Source organism: Rhizobium sp. 01N48, from assembly GCF_056399145.1.
In genome coordinates this window covers 390,591-413,432 of record NZ_JBFTQT010000002.1, presented here as the reverse complement: position 1 = coordinate 413,432, position 22,842 = coordinate 390,591, and the positions used below count along the sequence as shown (strand labels likewise).

Sequence of the window (22,842 nt, the reverse complement as noted above, 5' to 3'; positions counted from 1 at the left end):
GATGAGCGAAACGATCGAACACGACGTTATCCTGCGCCTCGAAGAGGTGTCCAAGGTTTATTCCGGCATCGTGGCCGTCAAGCGCGCCGACCTCGAGCTCCGGCGCGGCGCGGTCAACGTGCTGGTCGGCGAGAACGGCGCTGGAAAGTCGACGCTGATGAAGATCATCGCCGGCGTCGAGCGGCCAACGCTTGGACGCATCGTCCTCGATGGCGAAACGGTCTCCTTCGACAGCCCTGCCGACGCCCAGGCGCACGGTATTGGCATGATCTTCCAGGAGCTCAACCTCTTCGCCAACATGACGGTGGCCGAAAATATCTTCGCCACCCGCGAGATCACCCGCGGCATTCGCGGCATCGATCACAAGGCGCAGATCGAAAAGGCAAACGCCTTTCTGAAGCGCCTGGATGCCGGCATCAATGCCGAAACCATGGTCGAGGACCTGCCGATCGGCCAGCAGCAGCTTGTCGAAATTGCCAAGGCGATGTCGCTCAACGCCCGCATCCTGATCATGGACGAGCCGACATCGGCGCTATCGGCCGCCGAGGTCGAAATCCTGTTCAAGGTCATCGCCGAACTGAAGGCGCAGGGTGTCGCCATCGTCTATATCTCGCACCGGCTGGAAGAGCTGATGCGGATCGGCGATTACATCACCGTGCTACGAGATGGCCAGATCACCGGCCATGCGATGGTCCGCGACATCGACACCAAGTGGATCGTCCGCTCGATGATCGGCTCGGATGCCAAGGATTTCGCCAAGGCAGCCGACCATGAGCTCGGACCGGAAGCCTTTCGCGCCGAGGAGATCAGCCTGCCGCGCAGGACCGGCGGTCTGGCCGTCGATCACGTCTCGCTTTCGGTCCGCGCGGGCGAGATCCTCGGTATCTACGGCCTGATGGGCGCGGGACGCAGCGAGTTCTTCGAATGCGTAATCGGCCGCCACAAGCACTCAACCGGCAAGATCTTCATCGACGGTCAGGAAGTACGCGCGCAGGATACGACGGGGCGGATCAGGAAGGGGCTTGCCCTCATCCCCGAGGATCGTCAGCGCGAAGGGCTGGTGCAGGTGCTCTCCATCGCCAGCAATCTGACGCTCGCCAGCCTCGATCACTTTACGCGGATCTTTCATATCAAGGCAGGCGCCGAAAGGCAGGGCATCAACGACATGATCCGCGATCTTTCCATAAAAGCGCCAAACCCGGAATTCGAAGTCACCTCGATGTCCGGCGGCAACCAGCAGAAAGTGGTTATCGGTAAGGCACTGATGACCAACCCGAAGGTTCTCCTGATGGACGAGCCCAGCCGCGGCATCGATGTCGGCGCCAAGGCGGACGTGTTCCGCACCATGCGCAGACTGGCCGCCAAGGGCCTTGCAATTTTGTTTTCAACCTCAGACCTTGAAGAGGTCATGGCCCTTTCCGACCGCATCGCCGTTCTCAGCAACGGCAAGCTGGTCGCCGTCTTCGACAGAAGCGAAGCAACGGAAGAGGCTATCATCGCGGCATCTGCCAAAGGTCACGGACACCAAGGAAAGCTCGCGTCATGACGGCGGACACCTCTTCCACATTCGGGGCCAAGCGGTCGAGCGGCTCCATTCTCCTCACGCTGATGAAGCTCAGAACCTTCATCGCCCTTTTTGCCGTGATCATCTTCTTCGCGATCTTCGCGCCGAATTTCACATCCACGGCCAACATGATCTTGATGTCGAAGCACGTCGCGCTCAACGCGTTCCTCGCCATGGGCATGACCTTCGTCATTATCACCGGCGGCATCGACCTTTCGGTCGGCTCGATCGTCGGCCTGTGCGGCATGGTCGCCGGCGCCTTGATCCTCAACGGCGTGGAACTGCCGATCGGCTACACGATCTTCTTCAACATCTATGAGATCGTGCTGATTACGCTGGCCGTCGGCCTGGCGATCGGCCTGATCAACGGCTTGTTGATCACCAAGCTCAACGTCGCGCCGTTCATCGCGACGCTCGGCACGCTTTATATCGCACGCGGCCTCGCGCTGCTCTCCTCCGACGGCCAGACCTTCCCCAATCTCGTGGGCAAGCCGGAATACATGACGACGGGCTTCGACGTCTTCGGCGCCGGCCGCATGCTGGGCCTGCCGGTCTCGATCTGGATTCTGATCGTGCTCGCCCTAATTGCCGCCTACGTGGCGCGCTCGACGCCGATCGGCCGGCATATCTTCGCCGTCGGCGGCAACGAGCGTGCAGCGCGCATGTCCGGCATCCGGGTCGATGTGGTGAAGATCTTCGTCTACATGTTCTCGGGCCTGTGCGCGGCGATCGTCGGCCTCATCATCTCGTCCGAACTGATGGCCTCGCATCCGGCCACCGGCGAAAGCTTCGAGCTCAACGCGATCGCCGCGGCGGTCCTCGGAGGCACCTCGATGTCGGGGGGACGCGGCACGATCGGCGGCACGATCATCGGCGCCTTCGTCATCGGTATCCTGTCCGACGGATTGGTCATGATGGGCGTATCGTCCTTCTGGCAGATGGTCATCAAGGGGCTGGTCATTATTATCGCGGTTGTGGTGGATCAGGCGCAGCGCCGTCTGCAACAGCGCGTGACTCTCATGCAAATGGCAAAGGCAGGATAAGCAATGACGGAATTGAATGGCGCACTCATCGGCTGCGGCTTTTTCGCGGTCAACCAGATGCATGCGTGGCAGGACGTTGCCGGGGCTTCGATCGTGGCGATCTGCGATCGCGACCCCGAGCGGCTGAAAATCGTCGGCGACCAGTTCGGCATCGACAGGCGCTATAGCGATGCGGCCCAGATGTTCGCCGATGGCGGCTTCGATTTCGTCGACATCGCCACCACCGTCCAGAGCCACCGCGCTTTGGTCGAGATGGCTGCCGCACACAATGTGCCGGCGATCTGCCAGAAGCCATTCGCAAAGACGCTCGACGACGCCAAGGCCATGGTCAAGGTTTGCGCCGATGCCGGGCTGCCCCTGATGGTACACGAAAACTTCCGTTGGCAGACGCCGATCCAGGCCGTGAAGAAGGTTCTGGAATCCGGCGCGATCGGCCAGCCTTTCTGGGGCCGCTTCTCGTTCCGTTCGGGCTACGACGTCTTTTCGGGTCAGCCCTATCTCGCGGAAGGCGAGCGCTTCATCATCGAAGATCTCGGCATCCATACGCTCGATATCGCCCGCTATATCCTGGGCGACGTGGCAGCGCTCAGCGCCCGCACGAAGCGGGTCAACCCCAAGATCAAGGGCGAGGACGTCGCCACCATCCTGCTCGACCACGAAGGCGGCGCGACCTCGATCGTCGATGTCAGCTATGCCTCCAAGCTCTCGACCGAGCCTTTCCCCGAGACGCTGATCGAACTCGACGGCACCGAAGGCAGCATCCGCCTGTCGCAGGGCTACAAGCTCGAAGTAACAGGCAAGAACGGCACCGAGATCTCTGACGTGTCGCCGACGCTGCTCTCCTGGGCATCGCGCCCCTGGCACAATATCCAGGAAAGCGTCTACGCCATCCAGCAGCACTGGGCCGAGCGCCTAGCCTCCGGCGGCGAAACCTCGACCTCGGGCGCCGACAACCTCAAGACCTTCGCGCTCGTCGAGGCAGCTTATGACAGCGCCGCCAGCGGCCAGACGGTCGATGTCAAGGCGATGCTGCGATGAGCACGCCTTCAGACGGCTTCCGGATCTACGGAACGCATGCGGTTGAGCAGGAGCCTGTCCGTCTCACCGCGGGCAGGCTGACCGCTGATCTCAGCGACGGCAATCTACGCACGATCGCCTATGACGGTGTGGAGGTACTGCGCGCCGTCTCCTATCTCGTGCGCGATCGTGATTGGGGCACCTACGCCCCCGAAATCGCCGACCTGACCATTGAGCAAGGGGACGATGCCTTTTCGGTCCGCTACACCGCCCTTTGCAAGGGAACGAATGCGACCGAGCTGTCGATCGGCGTGCGCATCTCGGCGCAAGCCGGCTCGCCTCTGGTTTTTGAGGCCGATGCGATCTCCGGCACAGGCTTTGAGACGAACCGCTGCGGTTTCTGCATTCTTCACCCGATCGTCGGCGTTGCCGGCGCGCCCGTCACCRTCGAGCATGCCGACGGACAGCGCGTCGAGACGCGGTTCCCTGACCAGATCGAGCCGTGGCAGCCGTTCATGAACATGAGCGCGATCACCCACACCGTCATGACCAACGTGACGGCGCGGTGCGGCATGGAAGGCGATGTCTTCGAGATGGAAGACCAGCGCAACTGGTCGGATGCCTCCTACAAGACCTATGTGCGCCCGCTCGCTTTGCCCTGGCCCTACCAGATACCGGCCGGTGAAACGGTCAAGCAGCGCATCGTCCTCGATATTGCCGACAAGCGCCAGAAGCCATTGGCTGCGACGCCAAATGGCCATTCGTCGCTGACGACACTGACGCTCGGCGAGCGTCGCGGGCGCATGCCAGCAATCGGCATGATCGTAACGCCGGAAGAAGCGGGCGCCGTAGTCACGGCGAGCGCCGTGCTTGGCGAGATCAAGCCACAGGAACTGCTCTTTCATTTCGACCCTGCGGCCGGACATGGTGCGGAAGCCTTCAAGCGCTTCGCCGAGGTGGCCGGGCTTCATCCCGGCACATCAACGCTCGAGATCGCGCTGCCGTGCAAGCAGCTGCTCCTTGAAGAAACGACGCTGATCGCAACTCAGATGCGCGATGCCGGCTTCAAGCCGGACGCGATCATCATCTCGCCATCGGTCGATCGCCAATCCACTCCGCCGGGCAGCAAGTGGCCGGAATGCCCGCCGCTCGAAGATGTCTACGACGCCGCGCATGCGGCATTCCCGGATATTCGCATCGGCGGCGGCATGCTCAGCTATTTCACCGAGCTCAACCGCAAGCGTGTGCCTTCCGCTCCGCTTTCCTTCATCAGCCATTGCACTAACCCGATCGTCCATGCCGCCGATGACCTCAGCGTCATGCAGACATTGGAGGCCCTGCCCTTCATCACGCGATCGGTCCGCGCAATCTATGGCGACAAGCCTTATCGCATCGGCCCATCGACAATTCCGATGCGGCAGAATCCTTACGGAAGCCGAACGATGGACAACCCGAAGGGCGGCCGGATACCGATGGCCAACACCGATCCGCGTCACAACGCTCTTTTCGCGCAAGCCTTTGCGATGGCCTATGTGGCAAAGGTGCTGGACGCCGAGCTGGAATGCCTGACTCTCTCGGCTGTGACCGGAAGTTTCGGCCTCCTTGCCGGACAGGATGAGCCCTTCACCGCCGATGGACGCCGCCCGCTCTTCAACGCGGTCAAGACGCTCGCCGGTCTCGCCGGCACCGAGTGGAGGGAGTGCCTGTCTTCCAACCCCTCGCGCGTTCTGGCGTTCGCGACGAAGGCGGCGACGCGCGCAACACTCTGGATCGTCAACATCACCGGCCGAGACCAGGAGGTTGATCTCGGATCGCTCCGGCTCTCCGACGCGTTGATGGGCGGCGTGCTCACTCTTTCCCCATATCAGACGACCTCCGTCGCGCTTTCGGATTGATCTTGCGTCTGGAAGGCGTAGCTATAGCCTTCCAGACGCGTCAATCGGGAGGACCAGCGTGAAGACCAAAAAGCTTATCAATGACGGCGGCGCGGCGGTCGATGAAATGCTCGAGGGCATCCTCGCGGCGCATCCTGACCATCTCTACGCCATCGACGGATCGCCGCGATCGATCGTTGCGAAGCGCGGCCCGCGCGATGGCAAGGTGGGGCTGGTGATTGGCGGCGGCTCCGGCCATGAACCGAGCTTCCTCGGTTTCGTTGGCAAGGGGCTGGCGGATGCTGCGGCTGTCGGCAACGTTTTTGCCTCGCCTCCGCCCGATCCGATCATCGAATGCGCAAAGGCGGTTGATCACGGCGCAGGCATTCTCTTCATGTACGGAAACTACGCGGGCGACGTGATGAACTTCGACATGGCGGCGGAAATGCTTGCCATGGACGATATCGACGTACGCACCGTGGTGACTACCGACGACGTCGCCTCCGCACCGCGCGACCAGCGAGAAAAGCGCCGTGGCGTCGCGGGCAACGTCTTCGTCTTCAAGGCGGCCGGTGCTGCCTGTGATCTCATGTACTCGTTTGACGAGGTCGAGCGTGTCGCGCGCAAGGCCAACGACCACACTTTTACCATGGGTGTCGCCCTATCCCCCTGCTCGCTGCCGCAGACGTTGCGGCCCAATTTCGAGATCGGCGGCGATGAGATGGAAGTCGGCATGGGCATCCATGGTGAGCCCGGCGTCTCGCGCGAAACGCTGAGGCCGGCCGACGCTGTCACCGACGAACTGCTCGATGCGATCTTGAAGGATGCAACTATCGCGCCGGGAACCCGCTTGGCCGTCCTGATCAACTCGCTCGGCTCCACGCCGCTGATGGAACTCTACATCATAATGCGCCGGGTGAAGGCGCGGCTGGACGAGGCTGGTCTTGTCATTCACACCTCGCTCGTCGGCAACTATTGCACCTCTCTCGAAATGGCTGGTGCATCAATCACGCTCATGGCGCTCGATGACGAATTGCAGGCGCTGATCGATCATCCATGCGATTGCGCAATGTTTCGCAGCGGGAAGGCGATCTGATGGGTGAGATGACGACGAAGGACCTTCAGCGCCTCTTCCAGGATATCGCCGACGTGATGACCGCAGAGCGGGACAATCTGTGCCAGCTGGACGGCGTCATTGGCGACGCTGATCACGGGATCGCAATGGAGCTCGGTTTTACCGCTGCAGCCAAAGCCACCGACGCACTTGACCCTGCCGATACAAATCCGACGACGCTGTTCAACACGGCTGCCAAGGCGTTCCTGAATGCTGTCGGTGCCTCCTCCGGCCCGCTTTACGCAACCGCCTTCATGCGGGCTGGCACAGCAGTGAAAGGCAAGGCGACACTTGGCGACGATGATCTGCTCGATGTCTTCGCCGCCCTTGCCAGGGGCATCCAAGACCGCGGCAAGGCCGAGATCGGCGAAAAGACGATGGTGGATGCCTGGGCACCGGCCGCAGCGGCCTGCGAGGAGGCCAGGGCACGCGGAGACGGTTTGCGACAATGCTTTTCACAAGCACTGGAAGCGGCCGAACAGGGACGCGATGCGACCAAGGATATGGTTGCCAGCAAGGGGCGCTCCGCGCGGCTCGGCGAGCGATCTCTCGGCCATATAGACCCCGGAGCGGCGTCCGCCACCATGGTCATATCGAGCATCCGAAACGCCCTGACGTCGGAATAGGCCTCCTCCAAACTGCCGATTCGGCACTCAGGATACAGGCGACGCTTCGTTGGTGATGCGTCCGTGTTGCCGCAACACGAGCGCCACCGCGCCCATGACCGTGTCGTCGTTGCCCCGGAACGTGCCGACGACGAAGCGAGGCTTGCGCTTTTGCGGCGAGTGCGCGGGCGGCGCGACGGAGTGGCGGGCGAAACTTCGCTCGAGTCCACCGATAAAACTCTCGCCAACCTCGGCCAGCTTGCCTGCGATGATGAACAAGGGGGGATTGAGGATGGTGAAGGCAATCCCCATTCCCCAGCCCGCCATCTCGGCCGCGTCATCGACAAGTCGCGCATATCCTGGATCGCCATTGCGCGCGCGTTCGACAAACTGTTCGATGCTGACGGGCTCACGCAAGGATTGCTCGGCATATCTCAGCAGCTGGAAGCCGCCAGCGAAGGTCTCGAGACAGCCGCGATTGCCGCAGCGACACAGCGGTCCGCGCGGATCGAGCGACATGTGGCCGAACTCGGCGGCATATCCATGGGCGCCGCGCTGCACCGTGCCGTCGATGACGATGGCGCCACCGATGCCGAGGTCGAACTTGAAGAGGACGAAGTTGGTTTCCCCAACCGCCGCTCCCCAGGTCATTTCCGCTAGAGCGCCGCAATGGCTCTCGTTTTCGACATGGATTGGGCAACCGAGCTGCTCGAAAAACACATCGGCGATATTGGTGCCGCACCATGTCGGCAAGATGGAGCCGTTGAGGATTTCACCGTCATATGAAACCGGCGCGGAAATCGCCAACCCCACGCCCAGCAGTTCGGACATTTCCACACCAAGGAGAGCACATTGCTCTTCAAGGCTCGCCCGCACACATCGCGCGGCGTCCTCAGGCGTATAGTCCGTGTCCATCGCGAACCAGATATCCGACAGTACGGTGTGGGCGAGGTCGCAGATCGCGATGCGGATTTCGCCAAGCCCAAGGAGCACGCCGGCGCACCGTCCCGCCGCCGGATTCAGAGACAAAAGCTGTGATGGCCGCCCAAAACCGTTGCTCTTCGTATCGACGTCGAGAACGACGCCGCTATCTTTCAGCTCGGTGAGCAGCGTGGACACGGTCGACCGCGCCAACCCTGTCGACTTCACCAGTTGTGTCGCGGTCGCGGATCCGATCGCCGCAATCGCGCGTACGATGCGCCCCGCCGGCGCGGTTTGATCCTCGAAAAGTTCCCTTATGCCAACCATTCACAGCTCCTCTCCATGAAATAGCGCTGACTCGCCGCTCGGCCGCAAGATGTTTCTGAACAGAAATTAATAGCGCCTATCCCACGCGTAAAATCTCCTGCTTCGAAAATTAAAGCCCGAATTTTAGCATATATGCAACCTACTTTGTTCATTTTCGAAATAAGTCTTGACTTCAGTCGAAATTTTCGAGAGTGTGAACATTGGCGGAGAGGACCGCACAAGGGAGGGTTTAATGACGATCAAGACTACACTCATGGCCACGCTATCCGTGCTCGCGATCACCGCGACGAGCCTGAAAGCGGAAGACCTGACGCTCTGGACGCTGAACTTCGACAACAACGCTGCCAACGTCGCGCTCAAGAAGGTCGCAACCGACTTCGAAGCTGCAAATCCCGGCACCAAGGTTGAAATCGTTCAGCGCGCCATCGATGAGCACAAGACCGCGCTGCGTGTCGCGGCCGGCTCGAACAAGGGCCCCGACATCTACTTCAGCTGGGCAGGCCTTGGCCTGGGCGGCGAATATGTGAAGGCCGGCCTTTCGGCACCGCTCGACAAATATTACACCGAATACAAGTGGAACGATGAGCTGCTTCCGGCTGCAGCCGCATTCGCCGACCTCTATCCCGGTGGCAAGCATGGCGTTCCCTTCACCTTCAAGGGCGAAGCCGTCTATTACAACAAGAAGCTGTTCCAGCAGGCCGGCATCACCGAAGAGCCGAAGACCTATGAAGAGTTTCTGGCCGACGCGGAAAAGCTGAAAGCCGCCGGCATTCCCGCCTTCACCTTCGGCGGATCGGTCAACTGGCACGTCATGCGCCTGATGGACGTCATCTTGGAAACGAAGTGCGGCGCCGAAAAGCACGACGCGCTGAAGGCCATGAAGGCTGATTGGTCTACCGAGCCTTGCGCCACCGACGCCTTCACCGAGTTCGCCAAGTGGACGAAGGATTATACGCTGCAGCCTTTCATGGGCATCGACAACAAGCAGTCCTACAGTCTGTTCACGGCAGGGCGCGCGGCGATGATGCTGGAAGGCGACTGGCTGGTCAGCCAGCTGGAAACCAGCGGCGCCAATCTGGACGACTACGGCATGTTCCCGTTCCCGACCAACACGCAGCGCCTCTACGGATTTGCCGAGTATAACTACATCAGCACCAAGAGCCCGCATCCGGATCTCGCCGCGAAGTTCCTCGACTACTTCCTGTCGACCAAGGTGCAGCAGGATCTCGTCGGCCAGATCAGCTCGACATCGGTCAACAAGAACGTCCAGTACGCGAACCAGAAGCCGCTGGAAGCCGAATGGCTTGATGTCTTCAAGACCTACGGCAAGGTATACATGAACGGCGACCAGGCCTTCCCGCTTGACGTCACGACCGAGTATTTCCGCGTGATCAACGACGTCGCAGCCGGCAACACGGCACCTGCCGATGCAGCGAAGCAGCTGCAGACGTTCATCGCCGGTCGCACCTAAGTCCTCCCAGGACATCGGTCGGTCCCGCACCTTGCTGGGACCGACCACCGCTCAATCCAATGCCACTCGCCAGACACACGTCGCGCGGAGCAGATACCCATGTCATTGAAAAATCGAACACACGACCCGCGCTTCCAGGCGCTCCTGTTGCTCGCGCCTGCCATGGCGATCTACGCGGTCTTCGCGCTTTACCCGATGTTAAACGTCGTGCTCCTCAGCTTCCAGAAGTGGAACGGACTAGATCCGCAACGCCCCTTCGTCGGCCTGGCTAACTACCAGTACATTTTCACGCGCGATCCGGTATTCTGGGTCGCCTTCAAGAACACGGTCATCTGGACTATCATGTCGGTGGCCTTCCCGCCGATGGTCGGCCTGTTGCTGGCGCTGACGCTCAATCAGAAGATCTTCGGCCGCAACACGTTTCGCGCCATCTTCTATCTCCCCGTCATCATCGCGCCGATCGCCGTCGCAACGATGTGGAAGTGGATGTACGACCCCTTCTTCGGCCTGTTCAGCCAGCTCATGACCAATATGGGTTTGCAGATGTGGATCAAGGACTGGCTAGGCGACCGCAACATCGCGCTCTACTCGGTCTTCGTCGCCTATCTCTGGCAGTCCGTCGGCTTCTCGATGGTGCTGTTCCTGGCCGGCCTTCAGAACGTGTCGCAGACGCTGGTCGAAGCCGCCCGCATCGATGGCGCCGGCCGCTGGGCGATCTTCAAGCATGTGACCTTTCCGGCCCTGCGCACCACGATGACCATCGTGCTCGTTCTCTCGATCATCTCGTCACTGAAGGCATTCGATATCGTCTACGGCCTCACCGGCGGAGGACCGGCACAATCCACGCAGATGCTGGCGCTATGGGCCTTCACGCAGGCGATGCAGATCTTCGACTTCGGCCGCGGCGCCGCCATCTCGGTCGTCCTGCTGCTGATCACCATCGCGATCGTCGTGCCGTACCTGCGCTGGACGCAGAAGCATGAGGACACCGAATAATGACGATGACATCATCAGGACCGATCTCTGTGTCTGAAACCATCACCACCACGAACAAGCCCGGCCGTGACCCCGTCCTGATCGGCCTGTGGATCGCGCTGATCATCGTAGCCCTCGTCTGGTTCGCGCCCTTCGTTTTCATCGTCTTCACATCGCTGAAGACGAAGGCAGCGGTGACAAGCACCGGCGCGTTCATGCCGCCGGTCGAATTCGCCTTCGAGAACTATGCCAGTGCATGGAGCCGCGGCAACTTCGCCGAGTCGTTCATGAACAGCGTGATCATCACCGTCTTCAAGGTGCCGCTTGGCCTCGCCATGTCGGCGATGGCGGCCTACGCACTGGCGAAGATCAAGATGAAAGTAAGCAAGCTCCTGCTGCTTATCGTCGTCTTCGGAACTATGATCCCGTTCCAGGTGATGCTGGCGCCGCTCTTCACGCTGGTCAATTCCTTCGGCCTGATCGACACCTATCCCGGCGTCATCCTGCCCTACATCGCCTTCGGCGTTCCCTACCAGGTCTTCATCCTGCATGGCTTCTTCAAGGGCCTGCCGAAGGAGCTGTCCGAGGCCGCGCTGATTGATGGCGCCACTCACTTCACCATCTTCCGGCGCATCTTCCTGCCGGTCTGCCTGCCGGTTCTGGCTGCGCTCCTCATCCTCGACTTCGTTTCCACCTGGAACGAATTCGCGATGGCGCTGGTGCTTCTTCAGGACCAACACATGTGGACGCTGCCGCTCGGCCTGATGTCCTTCCAGGGCCAGTTCTCCAGCGATTACGGCCAGTTGAACGCCGCGATCGTCATGACGGTCCTGCCCGCAACGCTCGTCTATCTCATTTTCCAACGGTACTTCGTCTCAGGCCTCACCTCTGGTGCGGTCAAAGGCTGAGCGACCGAAATTCAAAGTCTTTCGAGGAGATCTTTCATGTCCACAGCAACAGTCGAAAAATGGGGTGTGTTCGAAGTGGCCTTCAACGGCCCGTCCGGCGGCAATCCCTATCTCGACGTGAGCCTCGACGCCGTCTTCACCCACAAGAGCCGCGAAGTCCGCGTGCCGGGTTTCTATGACGGCGATGGCGTCTATCGCGTACGCTTCATGCCCGATGTCGAAGGCGAATGGTCGTTTAAGACGCGTTCGCAGACCGCCGAGCTCAACGGCAAGACCGGCGCATTCGTCGCGATCGCACCGTCTGCGGGCAACCATGGCCCGGTTCGCGTGCGCAACAAGTTCCACTTTGCCTACGCCGACGGCAAGCCGTTCCTCTCCTTCGGCACGACCTGCTACGCTTGGACGCATCAGCCGCTTGAGATGCAGGCGCAGACGCTTGAGACGCTGAAGACCGCAGGCTTCAACAAGATCCGCATGGGCGTATTCCCCAAGGACTACCCCTATAACACCAACGAACCGCTCTATCCCTCTTTTGAAAGTGGCGCCGACGGCAAGGAAGATTTCGATCGTCCGAACCCGGTCAAGTTCCGCCATTTCGAACAGCAGGTCGCGGCTCTCTGCGAACTCGGCATCGAAGCCGACATCATCATGTTCCACCCCTACGATCGCTGGGGTTACGCGGACATGTCGGCCGATCAGGACTTCCGTTATGTCGCATATCTCGCGGCACGCCTTGCCGCCTATCGTAACGTCTGGTGGGCGCTCGCCAATGAATACGACTTCCTGCTCGACACCAAGCCGGTGGAGCAGTGGGACCGCTATTTCCACATCCTGGAAGAGAACGATCCCTACCAGCACCTGAAGTCGATCCACAACGGCGAGGTGTCGATGAACTTCGATCACCGCAAGCCATGGGTTACGCATACCTGCATTCAGAACCCCGACGTCAAGCTGACGCAGACCTGGCGCGACGCCTATGGCAAGCCCGTCGTCAATGACGAGCCGGAATATGAAGGCAACATCGTGCAGTGCTGGGGCAACCTGACGGCGCAGGAACTGGTGCACCGCTTCTGGATCACCGTGACGCGCGGCGGCTATGCCGGACATGGCGAGACCTATTCGCACCCTGATGATCTGATCTGGTGGGCCAAGGGCGGCGAGCTGCGCGGCGAAGCCTGGAAGCGCATTAGCTTCTTCCGTAACCTCTTGGAGCAGGACGTGACACACGGCCTTGATCCCATGGGCGCTGTCGGCGAATGGCCGTGGACCCGCGTTTCCGGCGTGCGCGATGGCAGCACCGACCTGCGCTACATCTATCTCGGCGAGCATCAGCCCGTCGTCTGGTCCTCGGGCTTCCCGAAAGATGGCGACAACTATGAGGTCGACATCATCGACACGTGGAACATGACGATCACGCCCGCCAAGAAGGTGGAAGCGCCGATTCCGCACCCGACACGCCACGGCGCGATCGTGCGCGGCGGCAAGGCCGATGCCGCTTTCGGTGTCGAGCTGCCGGGCAAGCCATATCTGGCACTTCGCGTGCGCAGCGAGCGTTGAGCAGGTCTCACAGGGAGGAATTCTATGTCCGGATTGGCCATTAGAAACGTCAAGAAATCCTACGGTGCCGTGGACATCATTCACGGCGTGGACGTCGACATTGCCGATGGCGAGTTCGTCATTCTCGTTGGCCCGTCCGGATGCGGAAAGTCGACCCTGCTCAGAATGATCGCTGGGCTGGAGGAGATCACCGGAGGCGAGATTTCGATCGGCGGCCGCGTCGTCAACAATCTGCAGCCCAAGGATCGCGACATCGCGATGGTATTCCAGAACTACGCGCTCTATCCACAGATGACGGTCGCCCAGAACATGGGCTTCGCGCTGGAACTGGCCGGCGCAAAGAAGGCGGAGATCGACAAAAAGGTCGGCGAGGCCGCCGAGATCCTCGGCCTGCAGCCGCTGCTTAGCCGCAAGCCGGCGCAGCTCTCCGGCGGCCAGCGCCAGCGCGTCGCCATGGGCCGCGCCATCGTGCGCGATCCCAAGGTGTTTCTCTTCGACGAGCCGCTCTCCAACCTCGACGCCAAGCTGCGCGTCAAAATGCGCGCGGAAATCAAGGCCCTGCACCAGCGCCTGAAGACCACGATCGTCTACGTGACGCACGACCAGATCGAAGCCATGACCATGGCCGACAAGATCGTCGTGCTGCAGGGCGGCAAGGTCGAGCAGATCGGCACGCCGCTCGAGCTCTACGACCGGCCGCAGAATGTCTTCGTCGCGGGTTTCATGGGCTCGCCGGCGATGAACTTCCTCGAAGGCAAACTGACGGGTGGCGACACACCGCGACTGGTACTGCCATCGGGCCAACAGGTCGAGCTCTCGCAGGGCGCTGCAAACGCCGATGGCCGCGACGTCATTGTCGGCATTCGCCCTGAGGACCTGGCGTTCGCGCAAGACGACGGCGTTCCGGCGACCGTCAGCGTGGTGGAACCGACAGGATCTGAAACGCATGTCGCGCTTGAGGTCGAAGGCAAGGAGATCACCTGGGTCATGCGCGAACGCGCCGACCTGACACCGGGCCAGGTCGTCAAGCTCTCGCTGAAATCGCCGAACGTGCATTTCTTCGACAAGGTCACGCAGCGCCGCATCTAGACTGCGACAAAACGAACAAGACTTGCATTCGTCGTTTCAAGGTTTGGATGCAAGGCTTTTGCAGCAGTATTGCTTTCAAGGCAGGTATTGTCCCCCATCGCGTGGCTGGTAACCTTACCAGCTAACCAAGCAACGTACTTTCAGTTGCATGGCAACATGAAGCAATGCCATCAAACGGACAGCGGTCCCAAACACCGTGGTCCGTGGGGTTACGGATCGGTAAACCCGTCCTCGCGGGGCGAGGACGGGTTCTAGACTTTCGATTATGCGATGAAATAGCTTTCAACGCCCGAAACCGAGCGTTGGCAGACAGTCGCTCAAGACGCCGTCTTGACCTGTGTTTCAGCTTGTTCGGCACGCATGCCGGCGCAAAACGCGGCCGTTCTGTTTGCGGCAAAGGCTTGCGCGCGCTTTTTGGCCGCCGTTTCGAGCAATTCGGCGAAAACGCCGAGGCTGATCCGATCGGCCCGCAGCATCTGGCGGATCATCGGATCCCTCAACACTTCCGACATGGTCATGTCCTGCATGGCACACTCCTTTGTTGCAAGGAGGGATACTACGCGCATGTAACACCCAAATGTCGCCAGCGTGGCAGGATCAAGGCAAATGACACGTTGCAGTTGCTGGATGTCGCTGCTCCGATTTCATTTCCGCCCACCTTCACGGTTGAAAAGCTGAAGGCGATTGATAGTTCTGGCGCATGAGCAACGCGCGCACCGATTCAAACGATGCAGACGGCATCGTCAAGACACTCCGAAAGCAACTGAACTGGCTGCAACGCGGAAGGGATGTCCGCTCGCTTCAGCTGCAGGGTCTGCTTGCCTTCGTCGACCTCGCTATCCTTGCCTTCTTCCTGTTCGGGCCATATCTGAGGACCGGGCCGTCCTATCTCATCATCGACTATATGATCGCCGTGTGGGTGGCGATTGAACTGATCGCCCAGGCGATCGTTGCCGGAAGCCTAAAGGCTTTCGTGAAACGACCGATGAGCTGGATCGATCTTTTCATCCTGGCGACGCTGCTGCTTCCGGACTTGCTGTTCAACTTCACCTTCCTGCGGGCCATGCGGATCTGGGCGATCGGCAACAGCCCATTCCTGAAAGAGGGATTGCGGCGCCTTGGCTGTGCGCATCTGCTGGATGTCGTACGCGCCTGCGTCAACCTCGTGGTCTTCCTCTTCATCGTCACCGGCTTCGTCTACACCACATTCTTCTACCGCCAAGGCGGATGGGAGGGCTTTGTGGATGCCTTGTATTTCACCGTGGCGACGGTCACGACGACGGGCTTCGGCGACATCACCTTGCCCGGCGCCATGGGAAAGCTGACATCGATCGTGACGATGATCGTCGGCATCTCGCTCTTCGTCCGCCTCGCGCAGGCGGTCGTGCGTCCCTACAAGGTGAACTTCCCCTGCCCGCAATGCGGCCTGCAGCGCCATGATGCCGACGCCGTGCATTGCAAGGCCTGCGGACATCTGCTGAACATTCCCGACGAAGGCCAGTGACGGCGGCGCGATCAGCCACGACCGTTATATGTATAGATATGATCGCGGAAAGATGCTTTCCTCGGCGCAACATCGGAGGGATCACATGTCCGGACATCCATTCAATCTGAAGGGGCGGGTCGCCGTCGTCACCGGCGCCAGCCGCGGCCTTGGCCAGGCGATCGCCCTTGCGCTGGCGGATGCGGGCGCCGACCTCTGCATCACGGCGAGAGTGCTGGCGTCGCTGCAGGACACGAAGACCAAGGTAGAAGGCCGGGGTGTGCGCTGCATCGCTATCGCACAAGATGTCGGGGACCTCACCTCGATCGACGCAGCGCTGGAACAGGCATGCGCGCTTACCGGCAGGATCGACATCCTCGTCAACAATGCCGGCATCGAGCAGGTCGCGCCTTCGCTCGATGTGGACGAGGCGCTGTGGGACCGGATTGTCGGAACTAATCTCAAGGGCGCGTTCTTCTGGTCGCAGGCGGCGGCGAAGCGCATGTCCAAGCAGGAGACCGGCGGCAGCATCATCAATCTCTGCTCCCTGACCTCCTTTGTCGGCATTCCGACCGCCGTTCCCTACGGCTCATCCAAATCCGGTCTGCTTGGAATGACGCGTGCGCTCGCCGCAGAATGGGCCGAGGCCGGTATTCGCGTGAACGCGATCGCGCCCGGCTATTTCAGGACAGCGATGACCGATGGCTTCTATGAGGACGATGACTGGCAGGCGCGCATGCTGACAAGGATCCCGCAGCGCCGCTTTGGCGAGGCGGCTGATCTCGGGGGCGCCGTCGTGTTTCTCGCCAGCGACGCGGCGGGCTATATCACCGGCCATTGCCTCCCCGTCGACGGCGGTTTCCTCGCCTCCATCTGACACATGACCGCCAGCAAGGTGCGGCGCACAATTCTCGGTGCAAAGTGCGTTGACATGGCATGTATATACATGTTTCACTCGGTCAAAATGAAATAAAGCGGAACATCAATCCTCGACCTGAGCCACTGGTTTGAGTAGACAGCCGATCGAACGGACATCGGCGGCGAAGCTGTGCCCTTTGCTGGGTTTTCGCCGGCGCTTGACCAAGACGCCAACAAGGTTACGTGCACAATGACTGAAGTCTCCTTTTACGAATATTCGAAGCTTTCTTCAGACGAAAAATCGTCCCTGCTTCGCCGGTCGGAGACCGATATCTCCGGCTTTATCGAGAAGGTGGGCCCGATCCTCGAGGCGGTTCGCACGGAAGGCGACCGGGCCGTTGCACGCTTCGGCCGCGAGCTTGACAAGGCGGACGTAACGGAAGGCTCGATCCAGGTGACCGAGGCCGAGTTCGACGCCGCCTTCAAGCTCGTCGAGGACGACGTCATCGAGGCGATCAAGTTCGGCATATCTAACATCCGCACCTTCCACGATGAGCAGAAGCCCGAGGCCATGTGGCTGAAGGAAATTCGCCCGGGCGCCTTCGCCGGCGACCGCTTCACGCCGATCCAGTCCGTCGCGCTCTACGTGCCGCGCGGAAAGGGCTCCTTCCCCTCGGTCACGATGATGACCTCGGTTCCGGCCGTGGTTGCCGGCGTGCCGAACCTTGCGATCGTCACCCCGCCCGCGCCGGATGGAAGCGTCGATGCCGCAACACTGGTCGCGGCCCGTCTCGCTGGTGTCAACACCGTCTACAAGGTCGGCGGCGCCCAGGCCGTCGCCGCCGTCGCCTACGGCACGGAAACGATCAAACCGGCGCTGAAGATCGTCGGGCCGGGCAGCCCGTGGGTCGTCGCCGCGAAGCGTCTCCTGTCAGGCGTGATCGACACAGGCCTGCCGGCAGGCCCCTCCGAGGCGATGATCTTCGCCGATGACACCGTGCATGGCGGGCTCGCAGCACTCGACCTCTTGATCGAAGCCGAGCACGGCCCGGATTCGTCCGCCTATCTCGTCACCCACAGCCGCCGTGTTGCGGAAGAAGCCATCGCGGCCCTTCCGGAGCATTGGGGCCGGATGACGGAACAGCGCGTCGGCTTCTCCAAGACCGTGCTCACAGGAAAATGCGGCGGCGTCGTGCTGACCTCCTCGATCGAGGAGAGCTATGCCTTCGTCAACGCCTACGCGCCTGAGCACCTCGAAATTCTCTCCACCGACGCCTTCGCGCATCTCGGCCACATCACCGAGGCCGCCGAGATTCTACTCGGACCGCACACGCCCGTCAGCATCGGCAATTTCTGTCTGGGTCCGAACGCAGTGCTCCCAACCAGCCGGTGGGCGCGCACCTATGGCCCGCTGTCGGTCACTGACTTCGTCAAGCGCAGCTCGATAGGCTACGTCACAGCACCTGCTTATCCCGAATTCGCAGCGCATGCTCACAAGCTTGCGCTGTACGAAGGCTTCTCCTCGCACGCCAATGCCGTCTCCGACGTGCGCGACGCTTACCTGAAGACGAAAGGCTGAGCCCTTGAAAGCTGTGCGCCTCCACGATGCTGGGGATTTGCGGGTCGAAGCGATCGACCCGCCATCGGCCCCACCCAGTGGCTTCGTCAATGTGGAGGTTCGCGCCGCTGGCATATGCGGCTCCGACCTGCACAACTTCCGCACCGGCCAGTGGATCAGCAGGCGCCCCTCGACGGCAGGTCACGAGTTCTGCGGCCGGGTGACCGATGTCGGCGAAGGCGTCGAGCATCTCAAGGTTGGCGATTACGTGGCGGCAGACTCGCGCGTCTATTGCGGCACCTGCCCGGCCTGCATGTCGGGACGCAGCAATGTATGCGAAACGCTGGGCTTCGTCGGAGAGGCATGCGACGGCGGTTTTGCCGAGCATGTTCAGCTGCCGGCAAAGCTGCTCTTCAAGCATGAGCCAACGTTGGCACCGAAGGTCGCGGCGATGGCGGAGCCGCTCGCGGTTGCGCTGCATGCTGTCAAACGCCTCAACGCAGCACAGAATGAAGCGGTTCTCGTTATCGGCTGTGGCACGATCGGCGGCTTGAGCGGGCTGCTGTTGTCGAAGCTCCATAAGGGCAAGCTTCTGTTCGCCGACACCAATGCCGAGCGCGCGGCGCTGGTCGCGCGCGTCTGCAGCGGGACGGCGGTCGCGCTGGACAAGGCTGCGATCGACACCGCGCTGATTGGCGAACGGCTGCGCTATGCCATCGATGCGACAGGCAACGTTGATGCGATTGCCGCCGGCCTCGATCTGCTTGCCGGCGGCGGCGGCTTGGCGCTTGTCGGCATCAGCCATGGTAAACTGGATCTCGATCCGAATATCCTGGTCGAACGGGAAATATCGTTGGTCGGCTGCCATGCTTTCGCATCCGAGCTGCCGGAAGCGATCGCCCTGCTGGCCGAGTTGGAGCCAGCGCTCATCGAATTCAGCGAGGTCTTGGCGTCGCTCGACGATGTCCCGAATGCTTATCAGCGGCTGCTCAAAGGCCAGAGCCAGAAATTGAAGACCATCGTCGAGATCGCGGATTGAGGTTCGCCACGCGATAGCCGTTCACGAGAACGAACTGGAGAGTTTGTCATTGAGTGCACTTTCGGATTCGGCATCGCCGCTCTACGAGAAGGTCAAGGACTTCGTGCTCGCGAACATCGGCAGCGGCAAGTGGGCGCAGAATGCCCGGCTGCCCTCCGAAAACGATCTCGTGAATTCGCTGGGCGTCTCCCGAATGACCGTCCACCGTGCGCTGCGCGAACTCACCTCGGAAGGCCATCTTCGCAGGGTCCAGGGCGTCGGCACCTTCGTCGCGCCGCCCAAGGCGCAGTCGACGCTGATCGAAGTCAGCAACATCATCAACGAGATCCGTGATCGAGGCGGCAAGCATCGCGCCGGCGTCATCCTGCTCGAGCGCGTCGAACATCCCGCGCCCGCCATTGTCCGCGCATTCGAATTCGATCGCGTCAAACCCGTCGATCACTCACTCGTCGTGCATTTCGAAAATGACATTCCGGTGCAACTGGAGGAGCGGTATGTGAACCCCGCTCTCGTCCCGCATTATCTCGATCAGGACTTCACCTCGATCGCGACGCTGGAATATCTGCAGCGCTGCACGCCGCTGACCGAGGTCGAACACTTGATCAGCGCGGTGCCTGCCGGCGCGGAGCAGGCGCGTCTGCTGCACATGCCCGAGCGCGACAGCTGCCTCGTCCTGCACCGCAAGACCTGGACCGGCGCCACGGTCGCGACCGTCAACACCTTCACTCATGTCGGCAGCCGCTACTCCCTCGGCAGCCGGTATCGCCCGACCCACAAGCCTGCCTGACAACACGGATCAACACCCTATTTATTCGAGAAGCGCATTCCATGAGCCAGACCAACAGCCGAACCGCCATTATCCGCGATCATGCCAAGAACCGCGATGGCGTGGCCGAGACACTTCTCGCCGAGTTGCTTTTCGATCTGTTCGAGCTCGATGCACAGAATCTCGCGATCAATTTCGATCAGTACAGCCTGAACTCGTTGAACGGCTTCTTCGAAAGCGGCGGGGAGAAATACTTCTTCAAATTCCACCAGGAGGAAGGCGAGGAGAAGATGGGCGGCGAGTACTACCGCGCCGATATCCTGACGCGCGCGGGCCTTCCCGTCGATCAGCCGGTGATGATGTCGACCCTGCCGGGTGAACAGATCCTCGTATACAAACGTCGCTTCGACCCGCGCTTCTCCGACGTGCTGCGCGCGATCGATCTTGAGCCGGATGCGGCCGCAGCCGTGGAGGCGGTGGACGCAGAGCGCGAGCTCAGCGAGGCCGTGCTGAAGGTCTATCTGGAGACACTACACCCGGTGACGCCGGCGCAGGTGGCCGAGGAGCCCGTGCACCGGCTGTTTTCCGCCCGCCTCGTCAGCGAACCTGGCACGGCTTTCCCGGGCGGGCGCTACGAGAGCTTTTACATCGGCAAGCACTTCGCCTTCCCTGGCGTTTCGCTCGATTGGAGCGAATTCGCAGCGGCGCGCTTCGTCATCAACGGGATTGCCTATGAAAAGACGGTCGGCGAACTGTTTGACGATGCGCACAGCCGCCTTGCGCCACTTCGCCTCGCCGATGCCGGCGGCGTCACCGCCCATGGCGACGCTCACAACGCAAACGTCTGGTACCGCAAGAGCGAGGATGGTGCGTCGCTCGCCTTCTTCGACCCCGCTTTCGCCGGCGAGCATATTCCGACGCTCCTTGCCGAGGTCAAAACCACCTTCCATAACATCTTCGCACACCCGCTCTGGCTCTACGAGCCTGCCCTTGCCGAGCAGAAATTCGAAGCCCGGGCGCGCTACGAAAATGGCACGCTGCATGCCAATTTCGACTGGCAGCCGAGCCCGGTCCGTCAGGCCCTTCTCGACGTCAAGTCAACGGCGCTGTGGAAGCCGCTGCTTGCGGAGCTGAAGAGCCGCGCACTGCTTCCAGCGGATTGGAGGACGGTGATCCGGCTCGGGCTGTTCCTCTGCCCGACGCTGGTGATGAACCTTCGCGCCGGCGCGGCCACGCATAATCCGACGTCCTCACTGATCGGCTTTTCAACGGCGGTCATGGTGGGCAGTGAGCCGACAGCGGGCGCCGATATCGTGACCCGCTTCCTCGACGCGATCGATCCGGAGCATGCGTAAGATGAGCGTTTTGCACCATCACGAATTCGCCAAAACGCGACATCGGCGATTGCCGAAATCGACAGGCGCATTCATAGAGGGGTAGAGGTTTTCTGACTTTGCGCGGCGCCAATTGGCGGTATCGCGCAGATTCAGATTTACAAGTTCGGGCAAAGAAATGACTATACATAATGCTACTCAGCCAATCGCCCAAAATATAGGCTGAACATACAAAACGCACGAATGACGTCTCGGCTTCGGGCCTAGCGAACACATTCATCATAGAAAAGAGGGGTTACCATGACATACGCATCGATCAAGTCTCACATGTCGCGCCTGGCCATCGTCGCCGGCGTTATCGGCGCTCTCACGCAGGCCGTCCCGGCTTCGGCAGCCGACATTCCCGCCAAGCCGGAAGCCGGCACCTTCAAGCTCGGCATCGAGCCCTGGCTCGGCTACGGCCAGTGGCACGTCGCCGCCAGCAAGGATCTCTTCAAGAAGTCCGGTCTGGAAGAAGTTGAACTGGTCAATTTCACGGAAGACAAGGACCTGAACGCAGCGCTCGCCAGCGGCCAGCTGGACGCAGCTAATATCGCGACCCACACCGCGATGGGCATGGTCGCCGCCGGCCTGCCGGTGAAAATCGTCTCGCTCCTCGACTTCAGCCTCACGGCCGACGCCATCCTCGCAGGCAGCGACATCAACAGCGTCGCCGACCTGAAGGGCAAGAGCGTCGCTTATGAAGAAGGTACGACCAGCGACATCCTGCTCAATTACGCGCTGGCCGCCAACGGCTTAACCATCGACGACATCACCCGTGTTCCTATGCCGGCGGCCGATGCCGGTTCCGCTCTGATCGCCGGCCAGGTCCCGGTTGCCGTGACCTACGAACCCTACATCTCGACCGCACGTGCGCAGGACAAGCCTGTCAAGCTTCTCTTCGAAGCCGGCAAGGATCCGGGCCTCGTGTCTGACGTTCTGGTTGTTCGCGAAGACGTTCTGAAGTCCAAGCCGGGCCAGGTTCTTGCCATGCTGAAGGCCTGGGACGCAGCACTTGCCGACTACAAGGCCAACACGGCCGAAGATCGCGCGATCATCGCCAAGGCCGTAGGCGCATCGCCTGAAGACCTCGCGACTGCATTCGACGGCGTGCAGTATTACACGACCGCCGAAGCGTCCAAGGCCTTCGCCGGCGAATTCAAGACCAAGACCTTCGTCGATGTGCTCAAGGCCGCGAAGCTTGCGAAGATCCTAACCCAGGACGTGACCGCGGAACAGATGATCGACTCGTCCTTCGTCGACGCTGCCAACAAGTAACGCGCTATTCAAGACGGATCAT

The 22,842-nt window shown here is 61.1% G+C and carries 20 protein-coding genes; 18 read left to right on the top strand and 2 right to left on the bottom strand.

What is annotated here, in order from left to right; genetic code table 11:
• Position 1 precedes the first annotated feature (1 nt).
• The 6 genes from AC1DOG_RS05565 to dhaL are packed head-to-tail and all read left to right on the top strand — an operon-like array spanning position 2 to position 7,238.
• Positions 2 to 1,546, top strand: coding sequence for a sugar ABC transporter ATP-binding protein (locus tag AC1DOG_RS05565; RefSeq protein ID WP_112435306.1), 1,545 nt, complete (start codon positions 2 to 4; stop codon positions 1,544 to 1,546).
• A complete protein-coding gene (locus AC1DOG_RS05560) occupies positions 1,543 to 2,607 on the top strand; it encodes an ABC transporter permease (RefSeq protein WP_018896822.1) in 1,065 nt (354 codons plus the stop codon). Before AC1DOG_RS05565 ends, AC1DOG_RS05560 begins: the two co-directional genes overlap by 4 nt.
• A gap of 3 nt (positions 2,608 to 2,610) precedes the next feature.
• Complete coding sequence (locus AC1DOG_RS05555) at positions 2,611 to 3,645, top strand: Gfo/Idh/MocA family protein (RefSeq protein ID WP_112943308.1); 1,035 nt, start codon at positions 2,611 to 2,613, stop codon at positions 3,643 to 3,645.
• Entirely contained in the window at positions 3,642 to 5,519 is a 1,878-nt protein-coding gene (apnL, locus tag AC1DOG_RS05550) for a D-apionate lactonase (RefSeq protein ID WP_477927039.1), read from the top strand. The genes AC1DOG_RS05555 and apnL overlap by 4 nt, the downstream gene beginning before the upstream one ends.
• A gap of 58 nt (positions 5,520 to 5,577) precedes the next feature.
• Complete coding sequence (locus AC1DOG_RS05545) at positions 5,578 to 6,594, top strand: dihydroxyacetone kinase subunit DhaK (RefSeq protein ID WP_112943310.1); 1,017 nt, start codon at positions 5,578 to 5,580, stop codon at positions 6,592 to 6,594.
• Entirely contained in the window at positions 6,594 to 7,238 is a 645-nt protein-coding gene (dhaL, locus tag AC1DOG_RS05540) for a dihydroxyacetone kinase subunit DhaL (protein ID WP_477927038.1), read from the top strand. The genes AC1DOG_RS05545 and dhaL overlap by 1 nt, the downstream gene beginning before the upstream one ends.
• A gap of 27 nt (positions 7,239 to 7,265) precedes the next feature.
• Here the strand turns inward: dhaL and AC1DOG_RS05535 are convergent, their stop codons facing one another.
• Positions 7,266 to 8,465: an ROK family transcriptional regulator gene (locus tag AC1DOG_RS05535; RefSeq protein WP_112943311.1), complete on the bottom strand. Its 1,200-nt coding sequence runs from the start codon at positions 8,463 to 8,465 to the stop codon at positions 7,266 to 7,268.
• A 232-nt stretch (positions 8,466 to 8,697) separates the two neighbouring features.
• Here AC1DOG_RS05535 and AC1DOG_RS05530 point away from each other — a divergent pair, with 232 nt between their 5' ends.
• The 5 genes from AC1DOG_RS05530 (at position 8,698) to AC1DOG_RS05510 (ending at position 14,465) form a co-directional block, all read left to right on the top strand.
• A complete protein-coding gene (locus tag AC1DOG_RS05530) occupies positions 8,698 to 9,936 on the top strand; it encodes an ABC transporter substrate-binding protein (protein ID WP_112943312.1) in 1,239 nt (412 codons plus the stop codon).
• A gap of 99 nt (positions 9,937 to 10,035) precedes the next feature.
• A complete protein-coding gene (locus AC1DOG_RS05525) occupies positions 10,036 to 10,932 on the top strand; it encodes a carbohydrate ABC transporter permease (RefSeq protein WP_477927037.1) in 897 nt (298 codons plus the stop codon).
• 5 nt (positions 10,933 to 10,937) lie between these two features.
• The gene (locus AC1DOG_RS05520) at positions 10,938 to 11,819 is read left to right on the top strand and encodes a carbohydrate ABC transporter permease (RefSeq protein WP_026282700.1); all 882 of its coding nucleotides are present in this window, start codon (positions 10,938 to 10,940) and stop codon (positions 11,817 to 11,819) included.
• Between the two features lie 36 nt (positions 11,820 to 11,855).
• Positions 11,856 to 13,376, top strand: a complete 1,521-nt coding sequence (locus AC1DOG_RS05515) for a DUF5060 domain-containing protein (RefSeq protein WP_477927036.1) — start codon at positions 11,856 to 11,858, stop codon at positions 13,374 to 13,376.
• A gap of 24 nt (positions 13,377 to 13,400) precedes the next feature.
• Positions 13,401 to 14,465, top strand: coding sequence for an ABC transporter ATP-binding protein (locus AC1DOG_RS05510; RefSeq protein WP_477927035.1), 1,065 nt, complete (start codon positions 13,401 to 13,403; stop codon positions 14,463 to 14,465).
• A gap of 317 nt (positions 14,466 to 14,782) precedes the next feature.
• On the opposite strand, the gene AC1DOG_RS05505 is transcribed toward AC1DOG_RS05510, so the two are convergent.
• Positions 14,783 to 14,992: a hypothetical protein gene (locus AC1DOG_RS05505; protein WP_112943316.1), complete on the bottom strand. Its 210-nt coding sequence runs from the start codon at positions 14,990 to 14,992 to the stop codon at positions 14,783 to 14,785.
• Between the two features lie 173 nt (positions 14,993 to 15,165).
• Between AC1DOG_RS05505 and AC1DOG_RS05500 the strand changes: the two genes are divergently transcribed.
• The 7 genes from AC1DOG_RS05500 to AC1DOG_RS05470 all read left to right on the top strand — a co-directional run bounded on the left by AC1DOG_RS05500 (position 15,166) and on the right by AC1DOG_RS05470 (position 22,820).
• Complete coding sequence (locus tag AC1DOG_RS05500; RefSeq protein ID WP_112943317.1) at positions 15,166 to 15,969, top strand: potassium channel family protein; 804 nt, start codon at positions 15,166 to 15,168, stop codon at positions 15,967 to 15,969.
• Between the two features lie 85 nt (positions 15,970 to 16,054).
• The gene (locus AC1DOG_RS05495; protein ID WP_477927034.1) at positions 16,055 to 16,825 is read left to right on the top strand and encodes an SDR family NAD(P)-dependent oxidoreductase; all 771 of its coding nucleotides are present in this window, start codon (positions 16,055 to 16,057) and stop codon (positions 16,823 to 16,825) included.
• 231 nt (positions 16,826 to 17,056) lie between these two features.
• Positions 17,057 to 18,385 (top strand): histidinol dehydrogenase, encoded by a 1,329-nt coding sequence (gene hisD / locus AC1DOG_RS05490; protein WP_113168354.1) that lies wholly within the window; start codon positions 17,057 to 17,059, stop codon positions 18,383 to 18,385.
• A 4-nt stretch (positions 18,386 to 18,389) separates the two neighbouring features.
• The gene (locus AC1DOG_RS05485; RefSeq protein WP_477927033.1) at positions 18,390 to 19,403 is read left to right on the top strand and encodes a zinc-dependent alcohol dehydrogenase; all 1,014 of its coding nucleotides are present in this window, start codon (positions 18,390 to 18,392) and stop codon (positions 19,401 to 19,403) included.
• A gap of 49 nt (positions 19,404 to 19,452) precedes the next feature.
• A complete protein-coding gene (gene hutC, locus AC1DOG_RS05480; RefSeq protein WP_113168203.1) occupies positions 19,453 to 20,190 on the top strand; it encodes a histidine utilization repressor in 738 nt (245 codons plus the stop codon).
• 41 nt (positions 20,191 to 20,231) lie between these two features.
• Positions 20,232 to 21,524, top strand: coding sequence for a hypothetical protein (locus AC1DOG_RS05475; RefSeq protein ID WP_477927032.1), 1,293 nt, complete (start codon positions 20,232 to 20,234; stop codon positions 21,522 to 21,524).
• Between the two features lie 279 nt (positions 21,525 to 21,803).
• On the top strand, positions 21,804 to 22,820 hold the full coding sequence (locus AC1DOG_RS05470) for an ABC transporter substrate-binding protein (protein ID WP_477927031.1): 1,017 nt from the start codon (positions 21,804 to 21,806) through the stop codon (positions 22,818 to 22,820).
• Positions 22,821 to 22,842: the final 22 nt, after the last annotated feature.

What these genes read in the sequence shown, in the direction of transcription:
- AC1DOG_RS05565 (WP_112435306.1), top strand. Translation starts at nt 2, where the DNA reads ATGAGCGAAACGATCGAACACGACGTTATCCTGCGCCTCGAAGAGGTG.
- AC1DOG_RS05560 (WP_018896822.1), top strand. Translation starts at nt 1,543, where the DNA reads ATGACGGCGGACACCTCTTCCACATTCGGGGCCAAGCGGTCGAGCGGC.
- AC1DOG_RS05555 (WP_112943308.1), top strand. Translation starts at nt 2,611, where the DNA reads ATGACGGAATTGAATGGCGCACTCATCGGCTGCGGCTTTTTCGCGGTC.
- dhaL (WP_477927038.1), top strand. Translation starts at nt 6,594, where the DNA reads ATGGGTGAGATGACGACGAAGGACCTTCAGCGCCTCTTCCAGGATATC.
- AC1DOG_RS05535 (WP_112943311.1), bottom strand. Translation starts at nt 8,465, where the DNA reads ATGGTTGGCATAAGGGAACTTTTCGAGGATCAAACCGCGCCGGCGGGG.
- AC1DOG_RS05530 (WP_112943312.1), top strand. Translation starts at nt 8,698, where the DNA reads ATGACGATCAAGACTACACTCATGGCCACGCTATCCGTGCTCGCGATC.
- AC1DOG_RS05525 (WP_477927037.1), top strand. Translation starts at nt 10,036, where the DNA reads ATGTCATTGAAAAATCGAACACACGACCCGCGCTTCCAGGCGCTCCTG.
- AC1DOG_RS05520 (WP_026282700.1), top strand. Translation starts at nt 10,938, where the DNA reads ATGACATCATCAGGACCGATCTCTGTGTCTGAAACCATCACCACCACG.
- AC1DOG_RS05515 (WP_477927036.1), top strand. Translation starts at nt 11,856, where the DNA reads ATGTCCACAGCAACAGTCGAAAAATGGGGTGTGTTCGAAGTGGCCTTC.
- AC1DOG_RS05510 (WP_477927035.1), top strand. Translation starts at nt 13,401, where the DNA reads ATGTCCGGATTGGCCATTAGAAACGTCAAGAAATCCTACGGTGCCGTG.
- AC1DOG_RS05505 (WP_112943316.1), bottom strand. Translation starts at nt 14,992, where the DNA reads ATGCAGGACATGACCATGTCGGAAGTGTTGAGGGATCCGATGATCCGC.
- AC1DOG_RS05500 (WP_112943317.1), top strand. Translation starts at nt 15,166, where the DNA reads ATGAGCAACGCGCGCACCGATTCAAACGATGCAGACGGCATCGTCAAG.
- AC1DOG_RS05495 (WP_477927034.1), top strand. Translation starts at nt 16,055, where the DNA reads ATGTCCGGACATCCATTCAATCTGAAGGGGCGGGTCGCCGTCGTCACC.
- hisD (WP_113168354.1), top strand. Translation starts at nt 17,057, where the DNA reads ATGACTGAAGTCTCCTTTTACGAATATTCGAAGCTTTCTTCAGACGAA.
- AC1DOG_RS05475 (WP_477927032.1), top strand. Translation starts at nt 20,232, where the DNA reads ATGAGCCAGACCAACAGCCGAACCGCCATTATCCGCGATCATGCCAAG.
- AC1DOG_RS05470 (WP_477927031.1), top strand. Translation starts at nt 21,804, where the DNA reads ATGACATACGCATCGATCAAGTCTCACATGTCGCGCCTGGCCATCGTC.